Below are 24,382 nucleotides of genomic sequence, written 5' to 3'. Positions count from 1 at the left end.
TTGGATTCCCTCAATGCGCGTGATTTTTCGCCTGCATATACAGCTGGTCTTTTAAACGCGCACGCTCCGTCTTCAGCTCCCTAAAATGGTGATCATCCGTGGCCACACCCCGCTCTTCAAGCCCACGGATGGTCTTGTCCAGCTTGTGGTAATTGTCGTGGTCATTCTTGTACTGGATGCTGTCCTGAACCAGGTGGCGGATACTGTCGGCGAGGTCGGGGAATTCGGTGGCTAGAGTGCGCATGGTCATTGGCTGGGCTCCTCGTGGGTGGAGATTCACCTGTTCATTCTAGTGTCGAAGCGCGAGCAAACCACAAATCAGGCGACACCTACCTATATCAATCTATAACGGGCCTCAATTCGTCTAGCTCAACGGACTCGCGTCTATAGTTCTACCTGAAATCCTCTATCCCCAAACTAAATTGGAACAGGCGAAGGATCCCGTAATGACCGAGCCTCTGGTCGAGAGCAGCTATCGAGCGCAGCGCAAACCGAGATCCGCGTTCACGACTCGTGAAGAGTACCTTGAGCACGAATTGCAAATCATGGCCCCGCGCCGCTGGGCCCCCAATTACCCGTTCCGCGACTACCGCTTTGAGTGGGAAGACTGGATCCCCGCCATGGCAGCCACCATCGGCAAAGTCGTCATGGTGGCCGCCATCGTGGCGGCATTCGCCACGCCGCTGGGACTGTCCGCAGAATTTATGACGGAAAACATTCGCTTCGAAATGTTGATCGCCGCGGCTCTGTTCGCCTTCTTCCTTTCCGGATTCCTGAACCCCACCGCCAATCTTCCCGGCACCCACGGCCCCCTGATCCCCATGATTCCGCTGGTGGTTGCCTCCGGCGGGCACCCCATGGCACTGGGGATCATGATCGGGATACTGGGCTTTATATTGGGTATCACCAAAGGCGGAAGCCTGCTCACCAGGCTGACCAGCAACGGCGTGGCCGGTGGTCTGCTGCTGTATCTTGGGTTTATCGGCGTAACCAGCCAGGTGGGGCGCCTGTTTACCTGGGCGGAAAGCTTCGACAAAGGATACATCGCGTTCGTCGTACTCCTGGCGACCATCGTGATGTACGCCCTGCTCGAGCACTTCCGCAAACGCTGGCTGGCTATTCCACTGGGTTGCCTGCTGGCAGGCATTGTGGCTTTTGCATTGGGCGCACCGTTCGAATTCACCACCGAACCCGGCCTGCCCAACATGAACCCGGCGTACTGGTGGGGAGAAAACACCGGCTGGCAACTGGGCCTGCCGGATTTGAAGGCCTTTCTCGCCGTCACCCCCTTCGCCATTCTGGCGGTCGCCATGTGGTCCCCAGACTTTCTGGGCCATCAGGTATTTCAGAGGCTCAATTACCCGCCGAGAACCGACCGGGTAATCATGAATATTGACGACACCATGATCGGTGCGGCAACCCGGCAAACGGTCGGTAGCCTGTTGGGAGGCGCCAACATCACCTCATCCTGGGGAACCTATATCGTACCGGCCGCCATCGCCAAGCGCCCCATCCCGGGCGGCGCCGTGCTAACCGGTATTCTGTGTATCGCTACCGCTTTGCTGGGCTACCCAATGGACTTGGCGGTTTGGCCACCAGTGCTGAGCATTGCCCTGGTCGTGGGCGTATTCCTGCCACTCCTGGAAGCCGGCATGCAAATGACCCGCAAAGGCAAAACCACAGAATCCGCCGCGGTAGTTATTTTCGCCTCCGCTATCGTCAACCCGGTGTTTGGCTGGTCCCTGACAGTGCTCTTGGACAATCTGGGCCTGATCGGTTGCAAAGAGCGGGGGCAGGAGCTGGGGCACGCTGGCCGGTGGATTATTCCCGGTGTTGTTTTTGCGCTGCTGTGCGTTGTGATGTTGGCGATTGGTATGTTTCCAGGTGTTCCGGCGATGGTGGAAACCTTTAGAATTTCATAGTCATTATGAGGTTCACCGCGAACAACATTTAGCACCCGGTGCAACTCACTATCGCAGCGGGTGCAATATAACCAGGGCTGTGTGTCTCCAAACCCGACACCTCACCAACCCTTGACCGGAATACGGTTATGTCAAGATTTGACGCCGGCGAATTATTCAAGCCGCCAGATTTACAGGCGCTCGAAAAAGGAGGCTTTTTTTCTCGATTTCTTCGTGAAAAGCATCCGGCAACAAGGCCCAATCATGCACTTCAACCAGAATCGGAATGTTACTTTGGCTCAGGGCCTCTTTAAGCGCCCCGAGGCCAGATAAGGGCGCAGAAAGATCAACTGGATTGCGAAGCACCAGATCCAGGTCACTGCCTTCATGGGCCCCGCCTACCACCCGGCTACCACTCGGCTACCGAACGCCCAGACTTCAGCCTCCGGGACCCGCTCATCGAGAATTCGCAACACGCCTTCCGCGTATCGCGGCAACTGATCAAGCCTGGGTGTCATCAGTCATCTCCGACAATGCCTTTTGTCGCGGACTCCCTGAAAATGCCTTCAACGCCTATCTCAACAACTTTCCCGATGCTTCCAGCGACAGCTCAAAACTCTTGATGGCGGCATTACGGAATAGATCGTATTGAACACTGCCCGGCGTTACTTTACCCAACTCCTCGAGCGCAGCAGCCAGTGTATCCACCGTCCGGCACAGATGATCCACGTTTAGAGTCATCTTCCCTTCCAAGAGTCACAAAAATCGCCTTCCGGCCGATTATAGTGCTTACTCACTTAGTCACAACGGGTTCCAGCCGACGCACAGAGCCATGACTCACAGGTCAAAATTAGCCTCACCCCCCGTCCTGTAGCCTTCACCCCTGCCGCGTCATACAGGCGACTCAATTCGGCGCTTCCCGCCATCTTCTCTTTTATCCGCCGCACCACCATTCCTTCCAGCTTGCCCACCTGTAGTCATTAAACTACAATTCATCGGCATGGAAATTAAGCAAACGGACACATTTCGGAAGTGGGAAAGCGGCCTCAGAGACCAGAGGGCTAAAGCCCTGATTGCCGCCCGTATATTCAGGCTGGCCAATGGTCTTTCAGGAGACGCCAAGCCAGTGGGTGATGGCGTTAGAGAAATTCGTATCCACCATGGCCCCGGATACCGCATATATTATCAACAACGTGGAGACACCCTTGTCATACTTCTAAGCGGTGGTGACAAGAGCTCTCAGCAAAGAGATATCGCCACCGCCAAGCGGCTGGCAAAGGAGGTTTAAAATGGCTGAAAAACTTTACAATTACGACCCTGCCGCGGCGCTCGACAGTCCCGAGGCCATCGCCATATTCATGGCGGACGCCTTTGAATCCGGTGATGCCGCCTACATTGCCAAAGCCGTAGGCGTAGTAGCCCGCGCCAAAGGTATGTCTGAAATTGCCAAAGAAACTGGCCTTTCCCGCGAACAGCTGTACAGATCCTTCAGTGAAAAGGGAAACCCCACATTGAAAACGACACTTGCAGTACTGCGCGCCCTGGGTGTTGACATGACGGCGCGAGTACACCATTAGCAAGACTAAGGGCAATTCGCCAGGCGGTAACAGCCCCGGGGATAACGAATAGAAGCCCACTAGCTCCTCCCCCGCCTCTCCGATCACAGATGCTTCAAGCCGATACCAAGAATCATGCCCCAAAGATCAAAAAATCAACCTCACAACCCGCTTCCCGGAACTTTCGCCCTTGCCACTTCAAACAGGTGACTCAATTCCGCACTTCCCCTCACCTTCTCCTTTATCCGCCGCACCGCCTGGCTCACCGCACTGTAATGCACACCACCGAACACCGCGCCAATCTCCGGCAGCGTCATCCCCGCCAGATCCTGACAAAGCCACATAGCCACCGCCCGCGCCGGGTTCGCGCCAGAGCGTCCAGGCCCTGAGCGCTTATAAAGGTCGTCAGCCTGCCGCTTAAAAACCGTTGCAACAGCCTCCACGATCGTCACATATCCAACCGAAACCCCGCCATCAACGGCCATGCCACTCACCTCGGGCGGTATTTCACCAAGCCGTGAGCGCATTTCCTCCTGAAACACCTCACCGCCAAGAAATGGCGACTGCCGCTGACGCTCGTAAAATGCCGCCACCTCCTCATCCACCCCCTGCTCCACAAACTGCCGGTAGCCACGGAACTTGTCCCGGCGGCCCAACCCGGCATAGGTAAAATCCCGATACAGCCAGTCTGGCGATTTGCAAAGATTGAGGTACGCGGGATAGCTGGACCAGGGGTATTCCTCCAACTGATCCACCAGCGGGCGGCGTGTCTCAATTGGATTGCGGTGGATATATCGGGTTAGCGACAGATGATACTGATCCGCCTCCACCAGAATTGCTTTATAGCGCCCCCGAAACAATGGGCCATCTCGCCCCTGCAGCCGGTTAAAGCGCTGCGTGTAAACACCGTTGATATGGCGCATCGCCCGGCTGAGATTGCCTAGTGGGGTATGCAGAAGCAGATGGTAGTGGTTGCCCATTAGACAGTAGGCGTGCACCTGAACCTGAAACCGCTGATGGGCCTCAGCAAGCGTATCGAGAAACGCGGAATAGCAATCCGCATTGAGAAAAGTTTTCTGCCGGGCCAGGCCGCGATTCATCACGTGGTACCAGGCTCCGGGGTATTCGAGGCGTAGTGGTCTGCTCATCTCCTTAATTCCCACGGCTCCAATCCTCGTGGCCGTGCCGGACACGCACGATTAACACCTCCTCATCAGAGCATATCGAATATACGACTAAATGTGACCCTACAGGATGAATTCGAACAGGAGGTGAAATTTCATTTCTGACGGATGCCTCAAGTGGATTTTCAGACAGGAATAAAAACGCCTTCTCCAATTGCGAGTGATAAAGCTCCGCCTGGGGCAGCCCAAATAGTTTTACCCCCTCAAGAAAAATATCGACAACATCTTCTTCCGCCTTCTCTGTCAGGCGGTAGCTCACTGAGCGTCCCCGCCCTCTAATTTTCTCCGTGCGATCACCTTTAGCGCCTCCATGCTCTTATCTCCAACCCCGCTTTCAAAACCCTCGGAAACCAACGACTGCATGTTCGCAATTTTGAGAGCTCGCTCCTGATCCCGCCGAATCAAGTCCCTCATATAGTCACTACTGTTACTGTAACGGCCCGAATGCGCCTGTTGCTCCACCCAGTGCTTCAGCCCTTCGGGCAGGGAGATATTCATTGTGGCCATACCAGCCTCCACTATTTGGCAAACTTTGCCAATTATAGCCAACCTGTTGCCAGCGACCACCCCCGAAAAGTATCACCCTTGCACGTAGCAGCCACGATGCCATCACTTTTAGCCGAAGCTAAGCCTTCGAGAAGTGGGGATCTACCGGTAACCACGAGAACACTATGCCTCAAGGGATTTAGACGCAGTAATCCGATTAAAGCGTAATAAGATCGGTCAAAATACTGTTATGTCAAGATTTGACCCCTACAGGGCCAGTAGTTGTCGTGGTCATTCTTGTACTGAATACTGTCCTGAATCAGGTGGCGGATGCTGTCGGCGAGGTCGGGGAATTCGGTGGCTAGAGTGCGCATGGTCATTGGCTGGGCTCCTCGTGGGTGGAGATTCACCTCGTAATTCTAGTGTCGGTAGTGGTGCCAACCACATGAACTACCAATCAATTTGCTAAGCCATAACGGACCAGACCAGTGCGTAAGAACGAATACTAGTTTTCTCCAGCCCCTTGAGTTCGGCAGGGTTACTTATCGGGTTCAAGAGAATTGGTAACTATCAGTCTTCTCCAAATATCGCCGAATGAAGCCAAATAAACCGCTGACGAGCCTCAGCGAAGGCATCGAGAATAGTATTCCTACCTCGAGAATGTCTTCCCGTGGAGTCACGTCCTGAATCACTTTGCGGTACTGGCCTCCCGAGTATCGGAGCGTAGCCGTCACCCATGGAGAGACAAATTAGTGCGGACTAATATTAGGTTAAAATAGCCCCCGAATTGGCACCTACATATATCCTATTTGTAGTATGAGCTAGGCTTGAAAGGATATAGTAATTGTCCTGCAAGACCCACTTGCTTCCCTCTTACTTTACAACCTAACTGGTCACGACATATCCCTGGAACCTCGTAGGTTCCAAAACACCTGTCAAATAGGGAAAAAACGGTTGCGAAATTTTTATGGTGATAAGCACTATCTAGCGCATGATGCCACCGGTGCATAACAGGTGAAACAAAAATTTTCCCCCACCTACCATACGTCCAAGGTAAATCAGCATGAATAAAGTAACCATAATAATGACGAACAAAGTTATTCGCTATTATTGCAAAGGGCGGAAACCCCAACACTAAGAGCACACTGCCATCTATGAGAAATGTGCTTAAGCGGTTAATAGGATGAAACCTTTGCAAAGTCAACCAACTCATTCGACCATCAGAATGATGCAACATATGCGAGGGCCACAATAGCCAGAGATGCTCGAATCGATGACGCCAATAGCCGACAAAATCGCCGATAAATATCGCTAAAAAAATAACACCAATATCAGGAACGTACGTTACCCACCCTGAATTAATTAATGCAATTTCATGCACCATAAACCATTGGTACAACAAAACGAGCACTGGAGAAAGTAGGACTATATTGATACTCATTACAGAGATATTAAATAGGCTACTGTGAGTGCACTTCCTCACTGATGCTATTGCCGCTCGCCCCTTCACTAGAAAACAAAGCAAGAGAAAGACCACACCAGGTATAAGTAAACCATGAAAACCTGAAACAAGCGCATCCAGAGTATCAAGAAGTAAATCCGAAAAACCAGTCATATAAAGCTCAACCAAAAGACGCAGCCAATTGCAAAATATAAGCTCTCCGGATTACTACAATCCAGCTCCATGTTGGCACTGAGAGTCTAAAGTATCGAGCGCTGTAGCGGATGCCTTTGCGGAGTATACGACGCTGCCATCACCCGAGATGGATGCTTCAACTACACACACTCCCTCATCCCACTGTAGCTCCAACGCAGTACCTAGTGCCGGGCTTCCCGAAACCATCAACTCTTCTACACCGACGATCTCAGCAGCCAAGGAGCCACAACCACCACCACCCTGAACACAAACTTGAGCCTTATTCACAAATTCAGCTATTCCTTTCATAGCAGCTCCTCCATGGGATTCTGCTACGTACTCCCTCAGAGTTGGAATGGTAACAGCGACTAAAATACCGATGACTGCAACCACAATCATCAACTCCAAGAAGGTAAATCCTCGGATATTCTTCACAATTCAACCCAGCTCAACATAATAGTGACACCCTAATTAGCCACTTGTAATTCGACAAAAAAAAAGCCTCGCTACAGCGAGGCTTTTTTGCAGCCGACACTCTAAGAATGGCAACTACAATACAACTACGAACTTACGGAGTTGTTGTAAGGGCAACACCGGCACCTTCTTCACACTGATTCTGTGTAGCAGCGTTCGCATTTACTGTATTCGCTGTGTAGGTCACAGCACCATTTGCAGTGATTGCAGCTACAACAGAACAAGTGCCGTCGTTCCAAGTCAGGTTGACAGCGGTCGCTTCATCGGCAGTAGCACTTGCAGTCAGTTCTGCGGTAGCAGTGATTTCGGCGTTCAAAGAGTCACAACCCAAGTCAGTTTGAATGCAAGCTTGCGCCTTGGTAACAAAACTACCAACGCCTTTCATAGCAGCACCGCCGTGGGAAGTGGCAACGTACTCACGATATGCAGGAACTGCAACCGCTGCCAAGATTCCGATAATCGCAACCACGATCATCAATTCAATAAGAGTAAAACCCTGTTGCTTTTTCATTGTAACCGTCTCCATACAGACTGTTGTTTTTGGACGAAATCCCGTGAGGAAGTCGGCAGTTACAATACCGGGTTTGTGGCAAAACGCGCAAGCGCCAAGACTGAACAAAAAAACAGCAGGACTGGAGGTGAGCGCAAACCTTCTGAGTGACATTCATACAAATCGACCAAATAACACCCCAAACCTTTTTTAAGTGACGCTAATTGTCAGCTAGTGACCGCTTACAATCCTTGCTCTGATTCTGAACTAACGAATCCTAACAGGCCTCCTTAACGATGCTCGTTAACACTGTGATCTAATTGTCTTTTCAGTATTTGGCGGCCCGATGTTATTTCGCTATATTGGGGCACTGGCAGTTCAGTTTAAAAAAGCGCCGGAAAAGAACAAAAAACACACAACACAATTGCGAATCGACTCCAATGAGCAGCACCCCCCTGAGCGGACTGGCCAAACGGCTGGTTATCGACAAGGCCATCGATGAAGCCACAGCACACTCTGCAATACAAGCGGCCAAACGTGAGCGCCAAAGCTTCGCTCAGCATGCTGTTGAAACAAAGTTGATCAAAAGTCGCGACCTGGCCACTATCGCTTCAAGCGCATTTGGGTCCCCACTATTTGACCTGTCGAGTTACAACTTCGACCTCCTTCCTAAAGATATAATTGATGAAAAACTGATCACAAAGCATTTTGCGCTCCCTCTGTATAAGCGTGGAAATCGGCTATTTCTCGCAGTAGCAGACCCCACCAATCTTGCCGGGCTAGACGAAATCAATTTCAATACTGGTCTCAGCACCGATGCGGTATTGGTTGAAGCGGACAAGCTGGCAAAGGCTATAGAAAGCTTTCTTTCTAATAGCGGAGACATAGCGGGAGGGCTGGAGGGGCTTGATGATGAGGACCTCGACAGTCTCGATGTAGAAGGCGGATCAAGTACCGAGGAAAATGACAGTGAACCGGGTGGAGATGAAGCACCCGTTGTACGTTTTGTAAACAAAGTGCTACTTGATGCGATCCGCACAGGCGCCTCGGATATTCATTTCGAGCCTTATGAAAAAAGCTACCGAGTCCGCCTGCGTACAGATGGCGTTTTACATGAAGTTGCTCGACCCCCTATCCAGTTAGCCACCCGCCTTTCTGCCCGACTCAAAGTGATGTCGAAAATGGACATCTCCGAGCGGCGGGTTCCGCAGGATGGCCGGATCAAGATGAAACTGTCAAAGACCAAGGCCATTGACTTTCGGGTAAACAGCCTACCTACACTCTGGGGAGAAAAAATCGTACTGCGGATTTTGGACCCGTCTTCCGCAAAGCTGGGCATTGATGCGCTTGGGTACGAGGAAGATCAGAAACAAATTTATATGGATGCCCTGGCTCAACCTCAGGGGATGATTCTGGTTACCGGGCCAACAGGCTCCGGTAAAACCGTATCCTTATACACTGGCTTGAATATCCTCAACACCCCTGAACGCAACATTTCCACCGCAGAAGACCCAGTGGAAATTAACCTGGAGGGAATCAATCAGGTAAACGTTTCTAACAAGGTTGGGCTGAACTTTGCCGAGGCGCTACGCTCGTTCCTGCGCCAGGACCCGGATATCGTAATGGTCGGGGAGATTCGGGACCTGGAGACAGCGGAAATCGCAATTAAAGCGGCACAAACCGGTCACTTAGTGCTTTCAACCCTGCACACAAACTCTGCACCAGAGACCCTGACCCGCCTGATGAATATGGGTGTACCCACATTCAATATTGCGACCTCGGTGAGCGTAATTATTGCACAGCGGCTGGCCCGTCGCCTGTGCAATGAATGCAAAAAACCGGCGCAAATCCCCGATGAAATTTTGCAGGAAGAAGGGTTTGAATTAGTGACCATTCCTAAAAGTGAATGGCAAATCTATCAGCCGGTGGGGTGCGAACATTGCTCGAAGGGCTACAAGGGACGTGTGGGCGTATATGAAGTTGTTCGCGTCACGGACGGCATCTCACGCATTATAATGGAAGGGGGCAATTCTATTCAGATAGCCGACCAGGCCAAAAAAGAAGGCTTCAACAACCTGCGTATTTCAGCTCTCCGCAAAGTTGTGTTCGGGGTAACAAGCCTTGAAGAAGCCAACCGCGTAACCAACGACTAACGTTCATCTGAAATTACAGAACCGGGATAATCGCCATGGCCAATGCCGCCAACGCAGTAGCAACAACATACGTTTACAAAGGCATCGACGCCAAAGGGAATAAAGTTGAAGGGGAGACAAGCGGTACCAGTACTGCGCTTGTAAAAGCACATCTTCGGCGTAAAGGAATCATTGCAAATCGCGTTCAAAAAAAACCCAAGCCCCTTTTTGGTGATAGCAAAAAAATAAAACCGGGCGACATTGCTCTATTTACTCGTCAGCTTGCTACCATGATGAAGGCCGGTGTACCACTTGTACAAAGCTTCGAAATTGTAGCCGACGGATCGGACAACTCTGGGCTTAAAAAACTTATATTTAGCATCCGTGACGAGGTAGCTTCGGGTACAAGTTTTGCCGAAACTTTACGCAAGCACCCTTTATATTTCGATGAGCTTTTCTGCAACCTGGTTGATTCTGGCGAGCAGTCAGGTGCCCTCGAAACAATGCTTGACCGAATTGCTACATATAAAGAAAAAACAGAATCGCTAAAAAAGAAGATTAAGAAGGCGATGACCTACCCGATTGCAGTTATGATTGTAGCTGTTCTCGTCACAGCTATATTGTTAGTAAAAGTTGTTCCAACTTTCGCAGAGACGTTTTCGGGGTTTGGCGCAGATTTACCGGCGTTTACTTTATTCGTTTTGGGAATTTCAGAATGGATGCAAGCCAATTGGCTTATCGCATTTGTTGGAACGGTGTTAATTATTGGCGGAACGCTAGAGATTAAAAAACGCAATAAGAATGTAGCCCACTTTTTTGACCGCCTCATCCTAAAAATTCCAGTATTAGGACAAATCACATACAATTCAATTGCTGCGCGATTCGCGCGCACGCTTGCCACCACTTTTGCGGCAGGCGTACCACTAATTGATGCTCTGAAGTCGGTCGCAGGCGCCACAGGGAATGTTATTTATACCGAAGGGACACTTAAAATTCGGGATTCTGTCGCAACAGGTATAACACTTAATTCTGCGATGAGCTCTTCTAACTTGTACCCTCCGATGCTAGTTCAGATGACAGCAATCGGTGAAGAAACTGGTGCTCTCGATGAAATGCTGAGTAAAGCAGCAGATTTTTACGAAGAAGCTGTAGACAATATGGTAGACAATCTAACCGCACTGCTTGAACCAATGATTATGGCCGTACTGGGCGTGCTCGTAGGCGGCCTGCTGATTGCGATGTATCTTCCAATCTTCCAGCTCGGCAAAGTTATTTAAAATGATTGAAACTATAACTTCTCACCCAGCGCTGCTAATTAGCAGCGCTTTTGTTTTAGGCCTGCTAATCGGCAGCTTTCTGAATGTAGTTATACATCGCCTCCCAATCATGATGGAGCGGGAATACCAGCGAGATTTCTACGCCTACTTTGAAAAAACACCTTCAACTGAAGACAAGAAGCTACTCGATCAAAAATATAACCTGGTTCTCCCAAACTCACACTGCCTAGGCTGTAATCAAGAGATTAAGCCCTGGCAGAACATCCCCGTCATCAGTTTTCTACTATTGCGTGGGAAATGCAGTAACTGTGGCATTCGTATTTCCCAGCGTTATCCACTAGTAGAGCTTGTCACAGGCATTCTCACTGCCGTGGTTGTCTGGCAGCTGGGCTTTACCTGGCAGGCGTTGGCAGGGGTGTTTTTTACCTGGGCGCTGGTGGCGCTGACCGGGATTGATTTTGACAAGCAGCTTCTACCAGACAGCATCACCTTGCCACTATTATGGGCAGGCCTGCTGATTAACCTGTGGGGAGTTTTTGCTCCGCTTCAGGATGCAGTGATTGGTGCGATTGCTGGCTACCTTGCACTGTGGGGCGTGTTCCACGTGTTTAAACTGGTAACCGGTAAGGAAGGCATGGGCGCCGGAGATTTCAAAATTCTGGCTGCTATTGGTGCCTGGTTTGGCTGGCAGGTGCTGCCACTGGTGATTCTTTTATCTGCAGCTGTTGGTGCACTGGCGGGTATTATCTGGACATTGGTTTCCGGCCGAGACAAGAACCTTCCAATTGCTTTCGGTCCCTACCTTGCCGGTGCAGCATGGATTGCAATGTTGTGGGGAGAGCAGATTATGGGGTGGTATTTTCGCGTTTCCGGGCTGAGTTCCTGAAGCCATGTTTGTCGTCGGGCTGACTGGTGGAATCGGTAGTGGCAAATCCGCAGCGGCCGCTCGGTTTCGGCACCACGGGGTTAATGTGGTGGATGCCGACTTGGCTGCACGGGTAGTGGTTGAACCCGGCCGTCCAGCGCTGGATGCAATTGCACAGCACTTCGGGGCGGACGTGATTCTGCCGGAAGGCGAGCTTGACCGGGCTGCACTGCGCAAGCTGGTATTTGATAACCCCAGTGAGCGATGCTGGCTGGAACAGTTGACTCACCCACTGATTCGCGAAGAAATTATTTCCTCTTTGACTGCAAGTACAGTAACCCATTCCGCCCCTTACGCAATTCTAGAATCCCCCCTGCTACTGGAAACCAGCCAATCGGAACTAGTGCAGCGTGTTTGCGTTGTGGATATCCCGGAAGTGCTTCAGCTGGAACGCGCCAGTGCTAGGGATGCCAATTCTGTAGATCAGATCCGCAAGATCATGGCCGCGCAGATGCCGCGCGCAGATCGGTGTGCAAGGGCGGACGATATTCTGGATAATAGCGGCTCACTTGAATCCCTACACGCCCAGGTGGATACGCTTCACCAGAAGTACCTTCAACTGGCCACCCACTCTCAATAGTCGTCGCAATAGCTGTTCTTATGTCTGACCGTCCTTCCCCCGATTCTCATTCCGACAAACCCACCGTAGCCTGCCCCACCTGCAAAAAGCCGATGGAGTGGAGCTCCTCCAATCCTTACCGGCCGTTTTGCTGTGAGCGCTGTAAACTGATTGACCTCGGTGAGTGGGCCAGCGAGGGGCACAAGATTCCGGGGCAGCCGGTGTTTGATGATGTGATGAGTGAGGATTTGGATCCTAGCAAGACGCGGCATTGAGACCGCCTCGTCATCCCGGGCTTGACCCGGGATCCAGTGTGGCCGGGAGGGTCTGAGGAGCTGGATGCCGGATCAAGTCCGGCATGACGAGAGAGGATCAAGTCCGGCATGACGATAGTGGATCGATTCCGGCGTGACGGGTTCGCGCAACTCAGTTGGCTAGCCAGAGTCTGGCTTTGAGCCCGAGTCTTGATGTCATCCCCGAGGTCACTGTGCTGACCTTTCCTTCTGTATCTACAATCGCAATGGTCGGGGTTACCTGTAGGCCCCAGCTTGCACTGAGGGCACCGGCGGGGTCGTTGATGGTACGGAAGTTAAGGTTGTGTTTTTGCTGGTAGTTGGCCACTTCATCCGGGGTGCCGGACTGTAGGGCGATGGTGATTACCTGGTGATTTGTGGATAACTCGGACACTGCGGGGGAGACGACGCGGCAGTAGCCACACCAGGTGGCCCAGAAGTAAATCAGCACCGGGCCTTTCTGGGTCATTTTCTGCAGGCTGATGAGCTGGCCGTTGATGTCCGGCGCCAACAAATCCGGCGCTATACCTTTGGGCATATTGCGGCTGTGGTACCAGGAGACGGCGGTAACGACTACGGCCGCAAGAACTAAAAACTTGGTGAGCGACCAGAGTACCCGTTTAACGTTCACTGCCCTGCCCCCTCTGTCAATGTGTCGAGCCCCACCACCTGAATTTCATCGCCATCATAACGCCATTGCAGGTTGAACCCGCACAGCGCCATTCCATAAACCCGTTCGGGGTCTGGCTTTTGATAGGCTGGTTTGGGGTCTTGCGCGAGCACCTGTGTAATCAATTCCAAGAAGTCTGTTCCCCAATCATCGCTATAGTTTTTGGCCGCGGTACGAATATCTTCGGGGATAGTTACGATAGCGGCAGGAGGCGCTGACTCGGCCAGTTCGCTGGAAGCATTCGGTACGCTGTCGGCGTAGGGAATATAGGGTTTGATATCCAGAATCGGGGTGCCGTTTAGCAAGTCGGCGCCGGCGACGATCAGTTCGACTTTGGTGCCCGCTTTTTCATCCGTCACCCGAACTTCGATCAGGCGCACTACCGACAAACCAATATTGTTTGGACGGAATGGTGAGCGCGTGGCGAATACGCCGATTTTTTTGTTACCGCCGAGGCGCGGTGGACGCACTTTGGGGGACCATTGGCCGGCGACCTGGTGGAATTGCCAGGTGAGCCACAGGTGGCTGTGCTGTTCCAGGCCAACGACGGCTTCGGGGTCGTTGTAGGGGGGCAATAGTTCGATAGATGCGCGGCTGGCATCCGCCAGCAGGGGCTGGCGGGGGATGCCGAATTTTTCCGTGAAGCAGGAGTGGGTGGTGGCGATGGGAGTAATGTTCATTCTATTTTGTACGTCATCCCGTTACCGGATCGAGTCCGGCATGACAAAGCGATCCGGGATCCAGTGTTGGTGGTACGAAGCGGCCTCGGTGCCAATGCTCTGGATACCGGCATTCGCCGGCATGACGCGCGGGTATGACGAGCGCTAGATACCACCCATACACAGGTATTTGATTTCCAGGTAGTCGTCGATGCCGTACTTGGAACCTTCGCGGCCGCTGCCGGACTCCTTGATGCCACCGAAGGGGGCCATTTCATTGGAAATGATGCCTTCGTTGATACCGACCATGCCGTACTCCAGGCCTTCGGCGACGCGCCAGATACGGCCTATATCTCTTGAGTAGAAATACGAAGCGAGACCGAACTCGGTGTCGTTGGCCATCTGGATGGCTTCCTGTTCGGTTTTGAATTTGAACAGGGGCGCGACCGGGCCGAAAATTTCTTCTTTGAACAGGCGCATGGTGTCATCGGCGTCCGCCAGTACGGTGGGGGTAAAGAAGCACTCACCCATTTCGCTGGGGCCGCCGTCGATCAGGGCTTTGGCGCCTTTGCTCAGGGCATCTTCCACAAGGGCTTTTACATCGTCTACGGCACCCGAGTTGATCATGGGGCCGACTTCGATGCCCTCTTCCGCGCCATTGCCCATTTTCAATTCATTAACCGCGGCGGAGAATTTTTTCGCGAATTCTTCGTACACGCCTTCCTGCACCAGAATGCGGTTGGCGCACACGCAGGTTTGGCCGGCGTTGCGGTATTTACAGACGATGGCGCCTTTTACGGCTTCATCGATATCCGCATCGTCGAATACGATAAACGGTGCATTGCCACCGAGCTCCATGGAGGTTTTCTTCATGGTCTCGGCACACTGGGCTTCCAGTTGCTTACCTACTGCGGTGGAGCCGGTGAAGGTAAATTTCCGCACCAGCGGGTTGGACGTCATCTCACCGCCAATTTCCCGGGAGCTTTTACCTACCACCACATTGAATACACCTTTGGGGACGCCAGCTTTTTCTGCGAGCACGGCGAGGGCCAGGGCAGACAAAGGGGTTTCCGACGCGGGCTTGGCGATAAAGGTACAACCGGCGGCGAGTGCCGGGGCGACCTTGCGCGCGATCATAGCGCTGGGGAAATTCCATGGGGTGATCGATGCGGTGACGCCAACCGGCTGTTTGATGGCAACGATGCGTTTGTCTTTGGATGGCGGCGCGATCACATCGCCGTAAGCGCGCTTGGCTTCCTCGGAAAACCATTCCAGATAGTTGGCGCCGTAGGTGATTTCGGTTTTGGCTTCCGCGAGGGGTTTGCCCTGCTCTGCGGTGAGAATCGCGGCCAGATCGTCGACGTTTTCGATAATCAGGTTGTACCAGTCGCGCAGGACTTTTGCACGCTGTTTGACGGTGAGTTCGCGCCAGGCGGGCCAGGCTGCGTTGGCGGCCTCGATAGCACGGCGGGTTTCATCGGCGCCGAGGCTGGCGATGGTGGCGACGGTTTCGCCGGTAGCCGGGTTGGTGACATCCAGAGTGTTGCCGGAGTCCGCATCCAGCCATTGGCCGTTGATGTAGGATTGTTTGCGTAGGAGGTCAGGATTCTTGAGATTTAGCATTTGGGGCCCTTTCCTTGTGGTTGCCGGCAAGTTAGTGGGCGGCGCAGCTAGCTGATAAATATGCACCAGCTAGCTGCGCCTTAGCATCGAAGTTTGTGCCCGCTATTTTAGTCTCAGGCTGATTTCTCTGCCCTTACCTAAAGGGTATTGCGGCGCCCCTGCGCCGCTTCAACCGAATCGTACTTATTTCTTTTTCTTCACGAACTTCATCAGGCGGCGCTTCTTGGCTTTCTGGCGGTCGCTCAGTTTGTTTTTCTTACCCGCGTAGGGGTTGTCACCGGTGCGGAATTCAATTTTCACCGGCGTGCCGTGCAGGTCCAGAGCTTTGCGGTAGGTCTTTTCCAGATAGCGGACGTAATGATTGGGCACCTGCGCGGTCTGGTTACCGTGGATCACGATCACCGGTGGATTCTGGCCACCGGCGTGGGCGTAGCGCAGTTTGATGCGGTGGCCGTTGACCAGCGGTGGTTGGTGCTCGCTTACCGCCCACTGCAGGATACGCGTCAGGTGGTTGGTGGAGAGCTTGTCGGTGGCGGACTGGTATGCGGCCTCAATGGACTGGTACAGGTTGCCCACACCGGTGCCGTGCAATGCGGAAATAAAGTGAATATCCGCAAAGTCAACAAAGCGCAGGCGGCGCTCCAGTTCGGTTTTAACAAAGTCGCGATGATCCGGGTCCAGACCGTCCCACTTGTTCAGAGCCACAACCAGTGCGCGGCCGGACTGGATGACGGTACCCATCAGGTGCAGGTCCTGATCCACCAGGCCTTCACTGGCGTCGATCACCAGCACCACGACGTTGGCGTCTTCCACCGCCTGCAGGGTTTTGACGATGGAGAACTTCTCCACGGATTCCTTGACGTTTTTACGCCGGCGGATACCTGCGGTATCGATGATGGTGTAGGGCTTTTCATCGCGGGTGTAGTTGATATACACGCTATCCCGGGTGGTACCGGGCTGGTCGAAAACGACGACGCGATCTTCACCCAACAGGCGGTTTACCAGGGTGGACTTGCCCACATTGGGGCGGCCGACGATTCCGATCTTGATACCGGTGGCTTCGTCGGGCTGCTCTTCTTCCGGAGGTTCTGGCAGGTCACCTACTAACCGCTCCATCAGGGAGCGCACACCGCGACCGTGAGTGGCGGTAGTGGGGAAGAGCTCGCCAATACCCAGCTCGTAGAACGGCGCCAAGGCGATATCCGGGTTTACCCCGTCTACCTTGTTAGCCACGAGAATGGTGGGCTTGGAACGGGTGCGCAGGCGCTCGGCGATCATGTCATCCGCCGGGGTCAAACCGGCGCGACAATCCACCATAAAGAGGACGAAGTCCGCTTCCTCGATGGCCTGCATGGATTGCTGGGCCATGGCGGCGTCGATACCCTCTTCACCACCACTGATACCCCCGGTGTCCACCAGGATCATTTTGTGGCCTTCGAATTCGGCCTCGCCGTATTTGCGGTCGCGGGTAAGACCGGCGTAGTTAGCCACAAGGGCGTCGCGGCTCTTGGTCAGGCGATTGAACAGGGTGGATTTACCCACATTGGGGCGCCCTACCAGGGCGATTACAGGCAACATAATTCAAATATACTCAAAAACTGGCGGGTTGTTTTGGGCCCGACCAGAAATACGAACGCCCGCGGAATGCGGGCGATTGTTTAAAACCGGTGTGGTTTTGTCGTCGTCATCCCGGGCTCGACCCGGGATCCAGTGCGGATTCTGGACCCGCGCCGAGGCACCGGATACCGGATCGCTTTGTCATGCCGGACTCGATCCGGGGACGGTATGACGAGATTCGAAATCAACGCTCCAGGCGGAGGGCGGCCAGTTCACCGTCGTCGGACAGGGCGAACAGCAAGTCGCCGTCGGCCAGCAGCGGAATCCGGATCGGGTCGCGGTCGATACGGGTGCGCCCCACAAAGCGGCCGGTGTTTGGATCCAGGGCGTGGAGGTAACCATCCAGGTCGCCAACAACCACCACGTCACCAAAATACGCGGGGCCACTCAGCTCGCGCCGCAGCAGCTCACTGTTGGTCCACTGAATCTGTCCATTACCCACATTGTAGGCGTGGACACTGCCGTCGGCACCGCTCAGGAATACCTGGCCGGCGCCCACTGCCACACCATGGTTGGTGGAGGCGTCACGGGCCCAGAGGCCGCGGCCGTCTTCGCGGGAAAGGGCAACCACGCGGCCCTGATAGCTGGCAGCGAACACCAGCTCACCACGCACCAGCGGCGCGCCGTCGATATCCACAACGCGCTCCAGTTCTGCAGAACCCTGAGGAATGGCCACTCGCTGTTCCCAGCGGGTAAGACCATCTGTGGCGCTCAGCGCAATCAACTTGCCATTATCCAGGCCGGCGAACACCACGCCACCGGTAATTACCGGGCTGGAGGTACCGCGCAGGGTCAATACCGGCAATGCGGTATTGTGGCGCCAGCGCTGCTCACCCGTGCTGGCGTCCAGCCCGAGGAGCTTGCCGTCGACGGTTTGTACCACCACCATACCGGCGCCAACAGCAGGAGTTGCAACGACTTCGCTGCTGAGCTGGGTATTCCAGCGCTGTTCACCGGTGTTCAGGTCCAGCGCCACTACACGTCCGCGGAAATCCGCGACCACTGCCAAACCCAGGCCAACCCCTACACCACCACCAATGGATTGATCCACATCGGTTTTCCACAGGCGCTTGCCAGTGGCGCGGTCCAGAGCGTACACATCTCCATCGCTGTTGGCCGCAATGATCTTTCCGTCGGTGATGCCGGGCTTCAGCATGGCGTAGCGAAGAGCATCAATATCACCGATATTGGTGGACCACACTTCGCGCAGTTTTACACTTTCATGGATCTCAGTGAGCTCCACCGGGTCTGTGTCTTCCTTTTCATCATTGGAAGCACAGGCACTGATCATCGCGGCCAGGGCCACGGCAAGAAATCGGTTGAGTGTCTTGCCCGCCGCGAAGCGGTTACCGGTGTACGTGCTTATCATTGCGCGTTGTTCTCCATTTCTGCATTGTCTGAATCGTTGTCGGATTCAGACACCGGTGCGGCGTCCTTGGTTTCATCTGTTTGCGGCGCTTCGCCCAGACTTTCGATTTTCAGGTCCAGCAGACGGGTGTTGGCGGCCTGCTCAGGCAGGATTTGCGCGCGCGCTTCCTGATAGGCCGCGCGGGCGGCTTCTTTCTCGCCCTGCTGTACCAGGATATCGCCGCGGGTCTCAGCATAGAGAGAGGCAAATGCCGGCGGAACATCACCGTCCAACAGCTTTAACGCTTCATCGGTTTCACCGCGAGCGGCTTTTACCGCCGCAAGACGGCGTTTGGCCACCAGTTTCAGAGCCTCGTCACTGGAGTTATCCAGCGCCCACTGCAATTCTTTAGCCGCCGCTTCCAGATCATTTTCTTTCGCCGCCAGTGCCGCCAGTTCCAGGGAGGCCTGGGTGGCATATATACGCTTGGCGTAGTCGTCTTTCAGCTCGCGGGCGAGGGACTGGGCGGTGGTGAGTTGCTTGTTATCCGGGTTTCCCTCATTGGCGGAAACGGCTTCTACAAAGCTCTGGTACACATTGGACGCCGCCTCTGCATCACCGCGCTCTTTTCCCTGCCACCACTGCCAACCGAAGTAGGCTGTCAGCGCCAGTACAACGCCGGTTACGATGCCGGTACCATTTTCTTTCCACCAGCGCTTGATGGATTCAATCTGTTCTTCTTCTGTCAGATGGTCTGCCATTTGTTATTTGCCTTATTCCCGATACCAGGTCTTGAAACGTTGATCTTTTATCTTCTGCGCGATGCGGGCCAATACCCGTTCGCGGCAGATTAATTCTGCAAAAGCGCCGCGAGCTCGGAGACCGCAACGGTCTGCTGCTCGACCTCTGCACGCAGGGACTTCACCGTCACCTGCCCCGCAGCCGCCTCGTCTTCGCCGATGATCAGTGCGTAATCCGCATTGCTCTTGTCGGCCTTCTTCATCTGGCTCTTGAAGCTGCCGCCACCGCAGTGGGTCTGCAGGCGCAACCAGGGCAGATCACTGCGCAGCTGCTCGGCCGCGGCCAGGGCGGCTGATTGTACATCACCCACGGCCACCAGATAGGCATCCACCTGCTGATCCAGGGTGTCTGGCAGCACTTCCAGGGTTTCCAGTAACAGCACCAGGCGCTCCACACCGAGGCCGAAGCCTACTGCCGGGGTGGGTTTGCCGCCCATCTGTTCCACCAGGCCGTCGTAACGGCCGCCGGCACAGACGGTGCCCTGGGCGCCCAGGCTATCGGTTACCCATTCGAAAACCGTCTTGCCATAGTAGTCGAGACCGCGCACCAGGCGCGGATTCACTTCATAGGTTACGCCGGCCGCATCCAGGAAGCCGCGCAGCTGGTCGAAATGCGCGCGGGATTCGTCGTCGAGGAAGTCCAGCAGACAAGGGGCCCCTTCCAGCAGAGCCTGGGTATCCTGGTTTTTGCTGTCGAGAATCCGCAGCGGGTTCTTGTCCAGCCGGCGCTGACTGTCTTCATCCAGCTGATCCTTGCGTGCAGACAGGTATTCCACCAGTGCATCGCGGAAGGCTGCACGGCTTTCGCTGTTGCCGAGGGAGTTCAGTTGCAGAGTGACATGCTCGGATACGCCCAGCTGCTTCCACAGGCGCGCGGTCATCATCAGGATCTCCGCGTCGATATCCGGACCTTCAATGCCGAACACCTCCACACCAAACTGGTGGAATTGACGCAGGCGGCCTTTCTGCGGGCGCTCGTAGCGGAACATGGGGCCGAAGTACCAGAGGCGCTGGGGCTGAATCAGCAGGTTGTTCTGGATCGCCGCACGCACGGTACCGGCGGTGCCTTCCGGGCGCATGGTGACGCTGTCGCCGCTCTTGTCGTCGAAGGAGTACATTTCCTTCTCAACGATGTCGGTGGCTTCACCGACGGCGCGGGCGAACAGCTGGGTCGCTTCCAGAATCGGCGTGCGGATTTCGCTGTAGCCGTAACGGGCGAAGAGCTCACTGAGGGTGCTTTCCACGTATTGCCACACCGGGGACTGGGTGGGCAGCAGATCATTCATGCCGCGGATGGCGCGAAGTTGTTTCAACGGGTGTCCTTAACGTCTTTTCTGTCGTCATGCCGGCGGAGGCCGGTATCCAGTTTCGGAGCTGGATCCCGGATCGAGTCCGGGATGACGATGTATCTAAAATTCTGCTGTGCCGTCATACCGGCGGAGGCCAGTATCCAGTTTCGGAGCTGGATCCCGGATCGCCTTGTCATGCCGGACTTGATCCGGTACCGGGATGACGGGATGCCTAAATTACTCGGTGGTTTCCTTGGCGATGATGCTCGCTTCCTGGGCCTCTTTGGCAGCGGCCTTTTCGCGGATCAGTTTTTCCAGGTCTTCCACCAGGTTCTCATTTTTGAATTTGCGGTCCGGTTGGCCATCCACGTAAATCGCGTGGCTCGGGGTACCGCCGGCGAGGCCGATATCCGCCTCTTTTGCTTCGCCCGGGCCGTTCACGATACAGCCGATCACCGCCACATCCAGCGGAGTGGTGATGTCTTCGAGACGGGTTTCCAGTTCGTTCATGGTTTTCACCACGTCGAAGTTCTGGCGCGAGCAGCTGGGGCAGGCAATAAAGTTGATGCCCTTGGTGCGCAGGCGCAGGCTCTTCAGCAGGTCCCAGCCGACTTTTACTTCTTCCACCGGATCCGCGGCGAGCGATACGCGCAGCGTATCGCCGATACCGTCCAGCAATAGGGCACCGAGGCCGATGGCGGATTTGACGGTACCGGAGCGCAGGCCACCGGCTTCGGTAATACCCAGGTGCAGCGGCTGCTCAATCTGGGAAGCCAGTTTGCGGTAGGCGGCGGTGGCCATAAAAATATCCGAGGCCTTTACGCTTACCTTGAAGTCCTGGAAGTTCAGGCTGTCCAGGATGTCTACGTGGCGCAGAGCGGATTCCACCAGTGCATCCGGTGTGGGTTCGCCGTATTTTTTCTGCAGGTCCTTTTCCAGGGAGCCGGCGTTGACGCCGATGCGGATCGGGATATTCAGATCCCGCGCCTTGTCCACCACCGCGCGGATACGCTTTTCACGGCCGATATTGCCCGGATTAATGCGCAGACAATCCACGCCCAGGTCTGCGACACGCAGGGCGATGCGGTAATCAAAATGGATATCCGCCACCAGCGGTACAGCCACTTGCTTTTTAATCTCGCCGAAAGCTTCCGCAGCCTCCATGGACGGGACCGACACCCGCACGATATCCGCGCCCGCCTTCTCCAGGCGCTGAATCTGGTCCACCGTGGCGGCCACATCGCAGGTCTCGGTGTTGGTCATGCTCTGCACGGAGATGGGCGCACCACCGCCGACCGGCACATTGCCCACCATGATCTGGCGTGACACGCGGCGAACTATGGGTGACTCGAACTGCATAACAGAACCTGCGTTGGCTTTAAGCGGGTGTGGGTGACGGTAAAAAAACGGGGAGATTATAGATAGATTGGGCGCAAACCTACAGGCCACCTCATAGAATCTACTGCGCGAGTGCCTGGCGGCCCCCGGCGGTGCTGGTGCGCCAGCCCGGTCAAATGCTCATGTATTAACCATACACTCCGCTTTCTGCGCTCCGGCGGGCACCACCAGGCACCCGCTCGCTACGATTCTAAGAGGTCGCCGCACGACCAAGCCGACTTAGCTTCAGCCGCCCACAGTGAGCTTACGGGTGCGGCGATTGCCCAGCGGGGCGCTGTCCACCACTTCACCGGCATAGCTGACAGTGGTGGCGGCGGCATTGCCCAGCATCAGATTAAAAGGTGCCTCGCCGGTCAGCTCAACGGTCGAACCGGCAGGCTGCAGCTTCGCCAGCAGTTTATTGCCCGTAGCATCGGTTACTTCCACCCAGGACTCTTCGCTGAATGTCAGCGACAGCTCCTGACCCGGCGCGATGTTTGCAGCGGTCTCTGCGGTGATCGCAGGTGCTTCTGCGACCGCAACGGGCTCATGACTCGCTGCGGGCTCAACCACTACAGATTGGGCTGCAGTTACTGTGTCGGGTTCTGCAATCGCTTCGGAAGACGCATTTTCAGCAACCTCCAGTTCTGCACCGGTTTGTGGCAGATCCTCAATCTCGGAAGTAACCTCCACCGCGCCCTCATCAACTGACTTTGGCTCAACGGGTTCTTGGTCAACCGACCCTGATTCAGCAGCAAACGACTCAAATTCGGGCTCGACATCCTCCACCGGTAGCGGGTTCGCCTCGGTGGTAAAACTCTGCTCAGAGGTTGCCTCGACAATCGCGGGGTCGACCGCCGGCGCGGTACTTCCGCCCTGCAGGCCAAACCACCAGAAGCCACCCGCGGCCGCAATGGCCAGCACCAGCACAGCGGGCCCAAATAGTGAGCCTCCCTCGCTTTGCTGAGCGCCACGGGGCATTACAGCACCGCGAGGCATTTCCGGCACGTGGACCGCCGCCTGCGAGGGCACCTGCTGCGCAAAGGCATCCAGCACCGGGGCGCAATCCAGGCCCAGCTCCTTGCACGCATTGCGAATATAACCACGCACATAGGTGGCACCGGCTAGGCGGGCAAAATCGTTCTGCTCCAGCGCTTCCAGCTTGTCTGACGTCATGCACAGACGACTCGCCAGCTCATCAATCCCCAGCCCGGCCTGCTCGCGGGCAAGGCGTAACTGGTCACCGACGGATACGGAATCGACGGCCTCCTGGACCGGCTCTGAAATCGGATTATTACTGCTCATTTTCGGCCATCATCTGCTGATATTTCAGCGTTTCCGCTGAATAGGGAAAGAGATTCTTTAACGCCAGGGCGTAACTTCTTTCCTTGTCACGATTGCCAAAGATTTTTTCGATGCGGATTCCCAGCCACAGGGATTGCGGCACCTGCCGGTTCTTTTCACTGAAGCGATCCAGATATTGCTTGGCCTGGGTGTAATCCTGCTTCTCGAACTTGAGTTCGGCCAGTTCGAGCAGCGCCACAGGCAGGCCGGGGCTCAGCGACAGCGCCTTGGTAAACGCCTGCTCGGCTCCCTCCAGTGCGTGCAATCGGAGCTCGGCGCGGCCCAGATTGGCCAGCGCATACGAGCGACGATTGTAGGTCAGGTCCTCAGAGGCGACCTTGAACTGCTCCCGAGCCTCCTGATACCGCTCCTGCTGGTAAAGGAAAACGCCGTAATTAACCCTGGCCATGGAAAAACTGCGGTCATAGCGCAGCGCTTTTTCGAAATGGGACTCCGCAACAGCCAACTCGCCATCCGCCTGATACAACAGGGCGAGTCCGTGGTGGGCCTGAGGGTCTCTCTTCCCCAGCTTGAGGGCTTCCTGGAAGTGATGGCGGGCCATCTCGCGGTTGTCGCTACCACTTTGCAGATAGCGCAGTCCGAGCTGGATATGGGTCTCACGGGCCTTGTCGAGGTCGACCTGCTTACCGGGACCGGTGGCAACACAGCCGCCCAACAGCAGGGTAATCAGTAATCCGGCAAGGAGGGCCGGATTGGAAATTCTTGCTAACACTAGCCTCAC

The 24,382-nt window shown here is 54.8% G+C and carries 26 protein-coding genes; 8 read left to right on the top strand and 18 right to left on the bottom strand.

Going from position 1 to position 24,382, the window contains the following annotated elements:
- Positions 1 to 10 precede the first annotated feature (10 nt).
- The gene (locus tag ACXAG1_RS08445) at positions 11 to 250 is read right to left on the bottom strand and encodes an HP1242/YdcH family protein (RefSeq protein ID WP_475093629.1); all 240 of its coding nucleotides are present in this window, start codon (positions 248 to 250) and stop codon (positions 11 to 13) included.
- A 196-nt stretch (positions 251 to 446) separates the two neighbouring features.
- Between ACXAG1_RS08445 and ACXAG1_RS08440 the strand changes: the two genes are divergently transcribed.
- Entirely contained in the window at positions 447 to 1,922 is a 1,476-nt protein-coding gene (locus tag ACXAG1_RS08440) for a DUF3360 family protein (protein WP_475093630.1), read from the top strand.
- Between the two features lie 552 nt (positions 1,923 to 2,474).
- Here ACXAG1_RS08440 and ACXAG1_RS08435 read toward each other — a convergent pair.
- The gene (locus ACXAG1_RS08435; RefSeq protein ID WP_475093631.1) at positions 2,475 to 2,642 is read right to left on the bottom strand and encodes a hypothetical protein; all 168 of its coding nucleotides are present in this window, start codon (positions 2,640 to 2,642) and stop codon (positions 2,475 to 2,477) included.
- Positions 2,643 to 2,901: 259 nt separating this feature from the next.
- Between ACXAG1_RS08435 and ACXAG1_RS08430 the strand changes: the two genes are divergently transcribed.
- Positions 2,902 to 3,189 (top strand): type II toxin-antitoxin system RelE/ParE family toxin, encoded by a 288-nt coding sequence (locus tag ACXAG1_RS08430; RefSeq protein WP_475093632.1) that lies wholly within the window; start codon positions 2,902 to 2,904, stop codon positions 3,187 to 3,189.
- A 1-nt stretch (position 3,190) separates the two neighbouring features.
- The gene (locus tag ACXAG1_RS08425; protein ID WP_475119478.1) at positions 3,191 to 3,478 is read left to right on the top strand and encodes an addiction module antidote protein; all 288 of its coding nucleotides are present in this window, start codon (positions 3,191 to 3,193) and stop codon (positions 3,476 to 3,478) included.
- 140 nt (positions 3,479 to 3,618) lie between these two features.
- Here ACXAG1_RS08425 and ACXAG1_RS08420 read toward each other — a convergent pair whose 3' ends face one another.
- The 6 genes from ACXAG1_RS08420 to ACXAG1_RS08395 all read right to left on the bottom strand — a co-directional run bounded on the left by ACXAG1_RS08420 (position 3,619) and on the right by ACXAG1_RS08395 (position 7,748).
- Positions 3,619 to 4,620 carry a helix-turn-helix domain-containing protein gene (locus ACXAG1_RS08420; protein WP_475093634.1) on the bottom strand — a complete coding sequence of 334 codons (1,002 nt, stop codon included), beginning with the start codon at positions 4,618 to 4,620 and terminating at the stop codon, positions 3,619 to 3,621.
- The gene (locus tag ACXAG1_RS08415; RefSeq protein WP_475119477.1) at positions 4,610 to 4,900 is read right to left on the bottom strand and encodes a type II toxin-antitoxin system RelE/ParE family toxin; all 291 of its coding nucleotides are present in this window, start codon (positions 4,898 to 4,900) and stop codon (positions 4,610 to 4,612) included. Before ACXAG1_RS08415 ends, ACXAG1_RS08420 begins: the two co-directional genes overlap by 11 nt.
- A complete protein-coding gene (locus ACXAG1_RS08410) occupies positions 4,897 to 5,148 on the bottom strand; it encodes a type II toxin-antitoxin system ParD family antitoxin (protein ID WP_475119476.1) in 252 nt (83 codons plus the stop codon). Before ACXAG1_RS08410 ends, ACXAG1_RS08415 begins: the two co-directional genes overlap by 4 nt.
- A 784-nt stretch (positions 5,149 to 5,932) precedes the next feature.
- Positions 5,933 to 6,742 (bottom strand): sterol desaturase family protein, encoded by an 810-nt coding sequence (locus tag ACXAG1_RS08405; protein WP_475119475.1) that lies wholly within the window; start codon positions 6,740 to 6,742, stop codon positions 5,933 to 5,935.
- 54 nt (positions 6,743 to 6,796) lie between these two features.
- Positions 6,797 to 7,198, bottom strand: coding sequence for a type IV pilin protein (locus tag ACXAG1_RS08400; protein WP_475119474.1), 402 nt, complete (start codon positions 7,196 to 7,198; stop codon positions 6,797 to 6,799).
- Between the two features lie 133 nt (positions 7,199 to 7,331).
- Positions 7,332 to 7,748, bottom strand: a complete 417-nt coding sequence (locus tag ACXAG1_RS08395) for a pilin (protein ID WP_475119473.1) — start codon at positions 7,746 to 7,748, stop codon at positions 7,332 to 7,334.
- Positions 7,749 to 8,167: 419 nt separating this feature from the next.
- Here ACXAG1_RS08395 and pilB point away from each other — a divergent pair, with 419 nt between their 5' ends.
- Genes pilB through yacG form a run of 5 tightly spaced genes read left to right on the top strand, consistent with a single transcriptional unit; the run spans position 8,168 to position 12,895 of the window.
- Positions 8,168 to 9,880, top strand: coding sequence for a type IV-A pilus assembly ATPase PilB (gene pilB / locus ACXAG1_RS08390; RefSeq protein ID WP_475119472.1), 1,713 nt, complete (start codon positions 8,168 to 8,170; stop codon positions 9,878 to 9,880).
- A 35-nt stretch (positions 9,881 to 9,915) separates the two neighbouring features.
- A complete protein-coding gene (locus ACXAG1_RS08385) occupies positions 9,916 to 11,136 on the top strand; it encodes a type II secretion system F family protein (RefSeq protein WP_475119471.1) in 1,221 nt (406 codons plus the stop codon).
- Between the two features lies 1 nt (position 11,137).
- Complete coding sequence (locus ACXAG1_RS08380) at positions 11,138 to 12,022, top strand: prepilin peptidase (RefSeq protein WP_475119470.1); 885 nt, start codon at positions 11,138 to 11,140, stop codon at positions 12,020 to 12,022.
- A gap of 4 nt (positions 12,023 to 12,026) precedes the next feature.
- Positions 12,027 to 12,641 (top strand): dephospho-CoA kinase, encoded by a 615-nt coding sequence (gene coaE, locus ACXAG1_RS08375; RefSeq protein ID WP_475119469.1) that lies wholly within the window; start codon positions 12,027 to 12,029, stop codon positions 12,639 to 12,641.
- Between the two features lie 20 nt (positions 12,642 to 12,661).
- On the top strand, positions 12,662 to 12,895 hold the full coding sequence (gene yacG / locus ACXAG1_RS08370; RefSeq protein ID WP_475093643.1) for a DNA gyrase inhibitor YacG: 234 nt from the start codon (positions 12,662 to 12,664) through the stop codon (positions 12,893 to 12,895).
- 151 nt (positions 12,896 to 13,046) lie between these two features.
- Here yacG and ACXAG1_RS08365 read toward each other — a convergent pair whose 3' ends face one another.
- From ACXAG1_RS08365 to pilW, 10 genes are all read right to left on the bottom strand, one after another.
- Positions 13,047 to 13,544 (bottom strand): protein disulfide oxidoreductase, encoded by a 498-nt coding sequence (locus tag ACXAG1_RS08365; RefSeq protein WP_475119468.1) that lies wholly within the window; start codon positions 13,542 to 13,544, stop codon positions 13,047 to 13,049.
- On the bottom strand, positions 13,541 to 14,263 hold the full coding sequence (gene tsaA, locus ACXAG1_RS08360; RefSeq protein WP_475119467.1) for a tRNA (N6-threonylcarbamoyladenosine(37)-N6)-methyltransferase TrmO: 723 nt from the start codon (positions 14,261 to 14,263) through the stop codon (positions 13,541 to 13,543). The genes ACXAG1_RS08365 and tsaA overlap by 4 nt, the downstream gene beginning before the upstream one ends.
- A gap of 144 nt (positions 14,264 to 14,407) precedes the next feature.
- Positions 14,408 to 15,865: an NAD-dependent succinate-semialdehyde dehydrogenase gene (locus ACXAG1_RS08355; protein ID WP_475093646.1), complete on the bottom strand. Its 1,458-nt coding sequence runs from the start codon at positions 15,863 to 15,865 to the stop codon at positions 14,408 to 14,410.
- Between the two features lie 183 nt (positions 15,866 to 16,048).
- The gene (gene der, locus ACXAG1_RS08350) at positions 16,049 to 17,443 is read right to left on the bottom strand and encodes a ribosome biogenesis GTPase Der (protein WP_475093647.1); all 1,395 of its coding nucleotides are present in this window, start codon (positions 17,441 to 17,443) and stop codon (positions 16,049 to 16,051) included.
- A 223-nt stretch (positions 17,444 to 17,666) separates the two neighbouring features.
- Positions 17,667 to 18,851, bottom strand: coding sequence for an outer membrane protein assembly factor BamB (bamB, locus tag ACXAG1_RS08345; protein ID WP_475119466.1), 1,185 nt, complete (start codon positions 18,849 to 18,851; stop codon positions 17,667 to 17,669).
- Positions 18,848 to 19,591 carry a YfgM family protein gene (locus tag ACXAG1_RS08340; protein ID WP_475119465.1) on the bottom strand — a complete coding sequence of 248 codons (744 nt, stop codon included), beginning with the start codon at positions 19,589 to 19,591 and terminating at the stop codon, positions 18,848 to 18,850. The genes bamB and ACXAG1_RS08340 overlap by 4 nt, the downstream gene beginning before the upstream one ends.
- An 89-nt stretch (positions 19,592 to 19,680) precedes the next feature.
- Complete coding sequence (hisS, locus tag ACXAG1_RS08335; protein ID WP_475119464.1) at positions 19,681 to 20,943, bottom strand: histidine--tRNA ligase; 1,263 nt, start codon at positions 20,941 to 20,943, stop codon at positions 19,681 to 19,683.
- Between the two features lie 213 nt (positions 20,944 to 21,156).
- A complete protein-coding gene (gene ispG, locus ACXAG1_RS08330; RefSeq protein ID WP_475093651.1) occupies positions 21,157 to 22,278 on the bottom strand; it encodes a flavodoxin-dependent (E)-4-hydroxy-3-methylbut-2-enyl-diphosphate synthase in 1,122 nt (373 codons plus the stop codon).
- Between the two features lie 264 nt (positions 22,279 to 22,542).
- A complete protein-coding gene (locus tag ACXAG1_RS08325; RefSeq protein ID WP_475119463.1) occupies positions 22,543 to 23,601 on the bottom strand; it encodes a RodZ domain-containing protein in 1,059 nt (352 codons plus the stop codon).
- The gene (pilW, locus tag ACXAG1_RS08320; protein ID WP_475093653.1) at positions 23,591 to 24,373 is read right to left on the bottom strand and encodes a type IV pilus biogenesis/stability protein PilW; all 783 of its coding nucleotides are present in this window, start codon (positions 24,371 to 24,373) and stop codon (positions 23,591 to 23,593) included. The genes ACXAG1_RS08325 and pilW overlap by 11 nt, the downstream gene beginning before the upstream one ends.
- Positions 24,374 to 24,382: the final 9 nt, after the last annotated feature.

The sequence above is a fragment of the Microbulbifer sp. ABE4_465 genome, assembly GCF_056160765.1.
The sequence above is the reverse complement of the archived record's forward strand: the minus strand, read 5'-3'. Positions and strand labels throughout refer to the sequence as shown.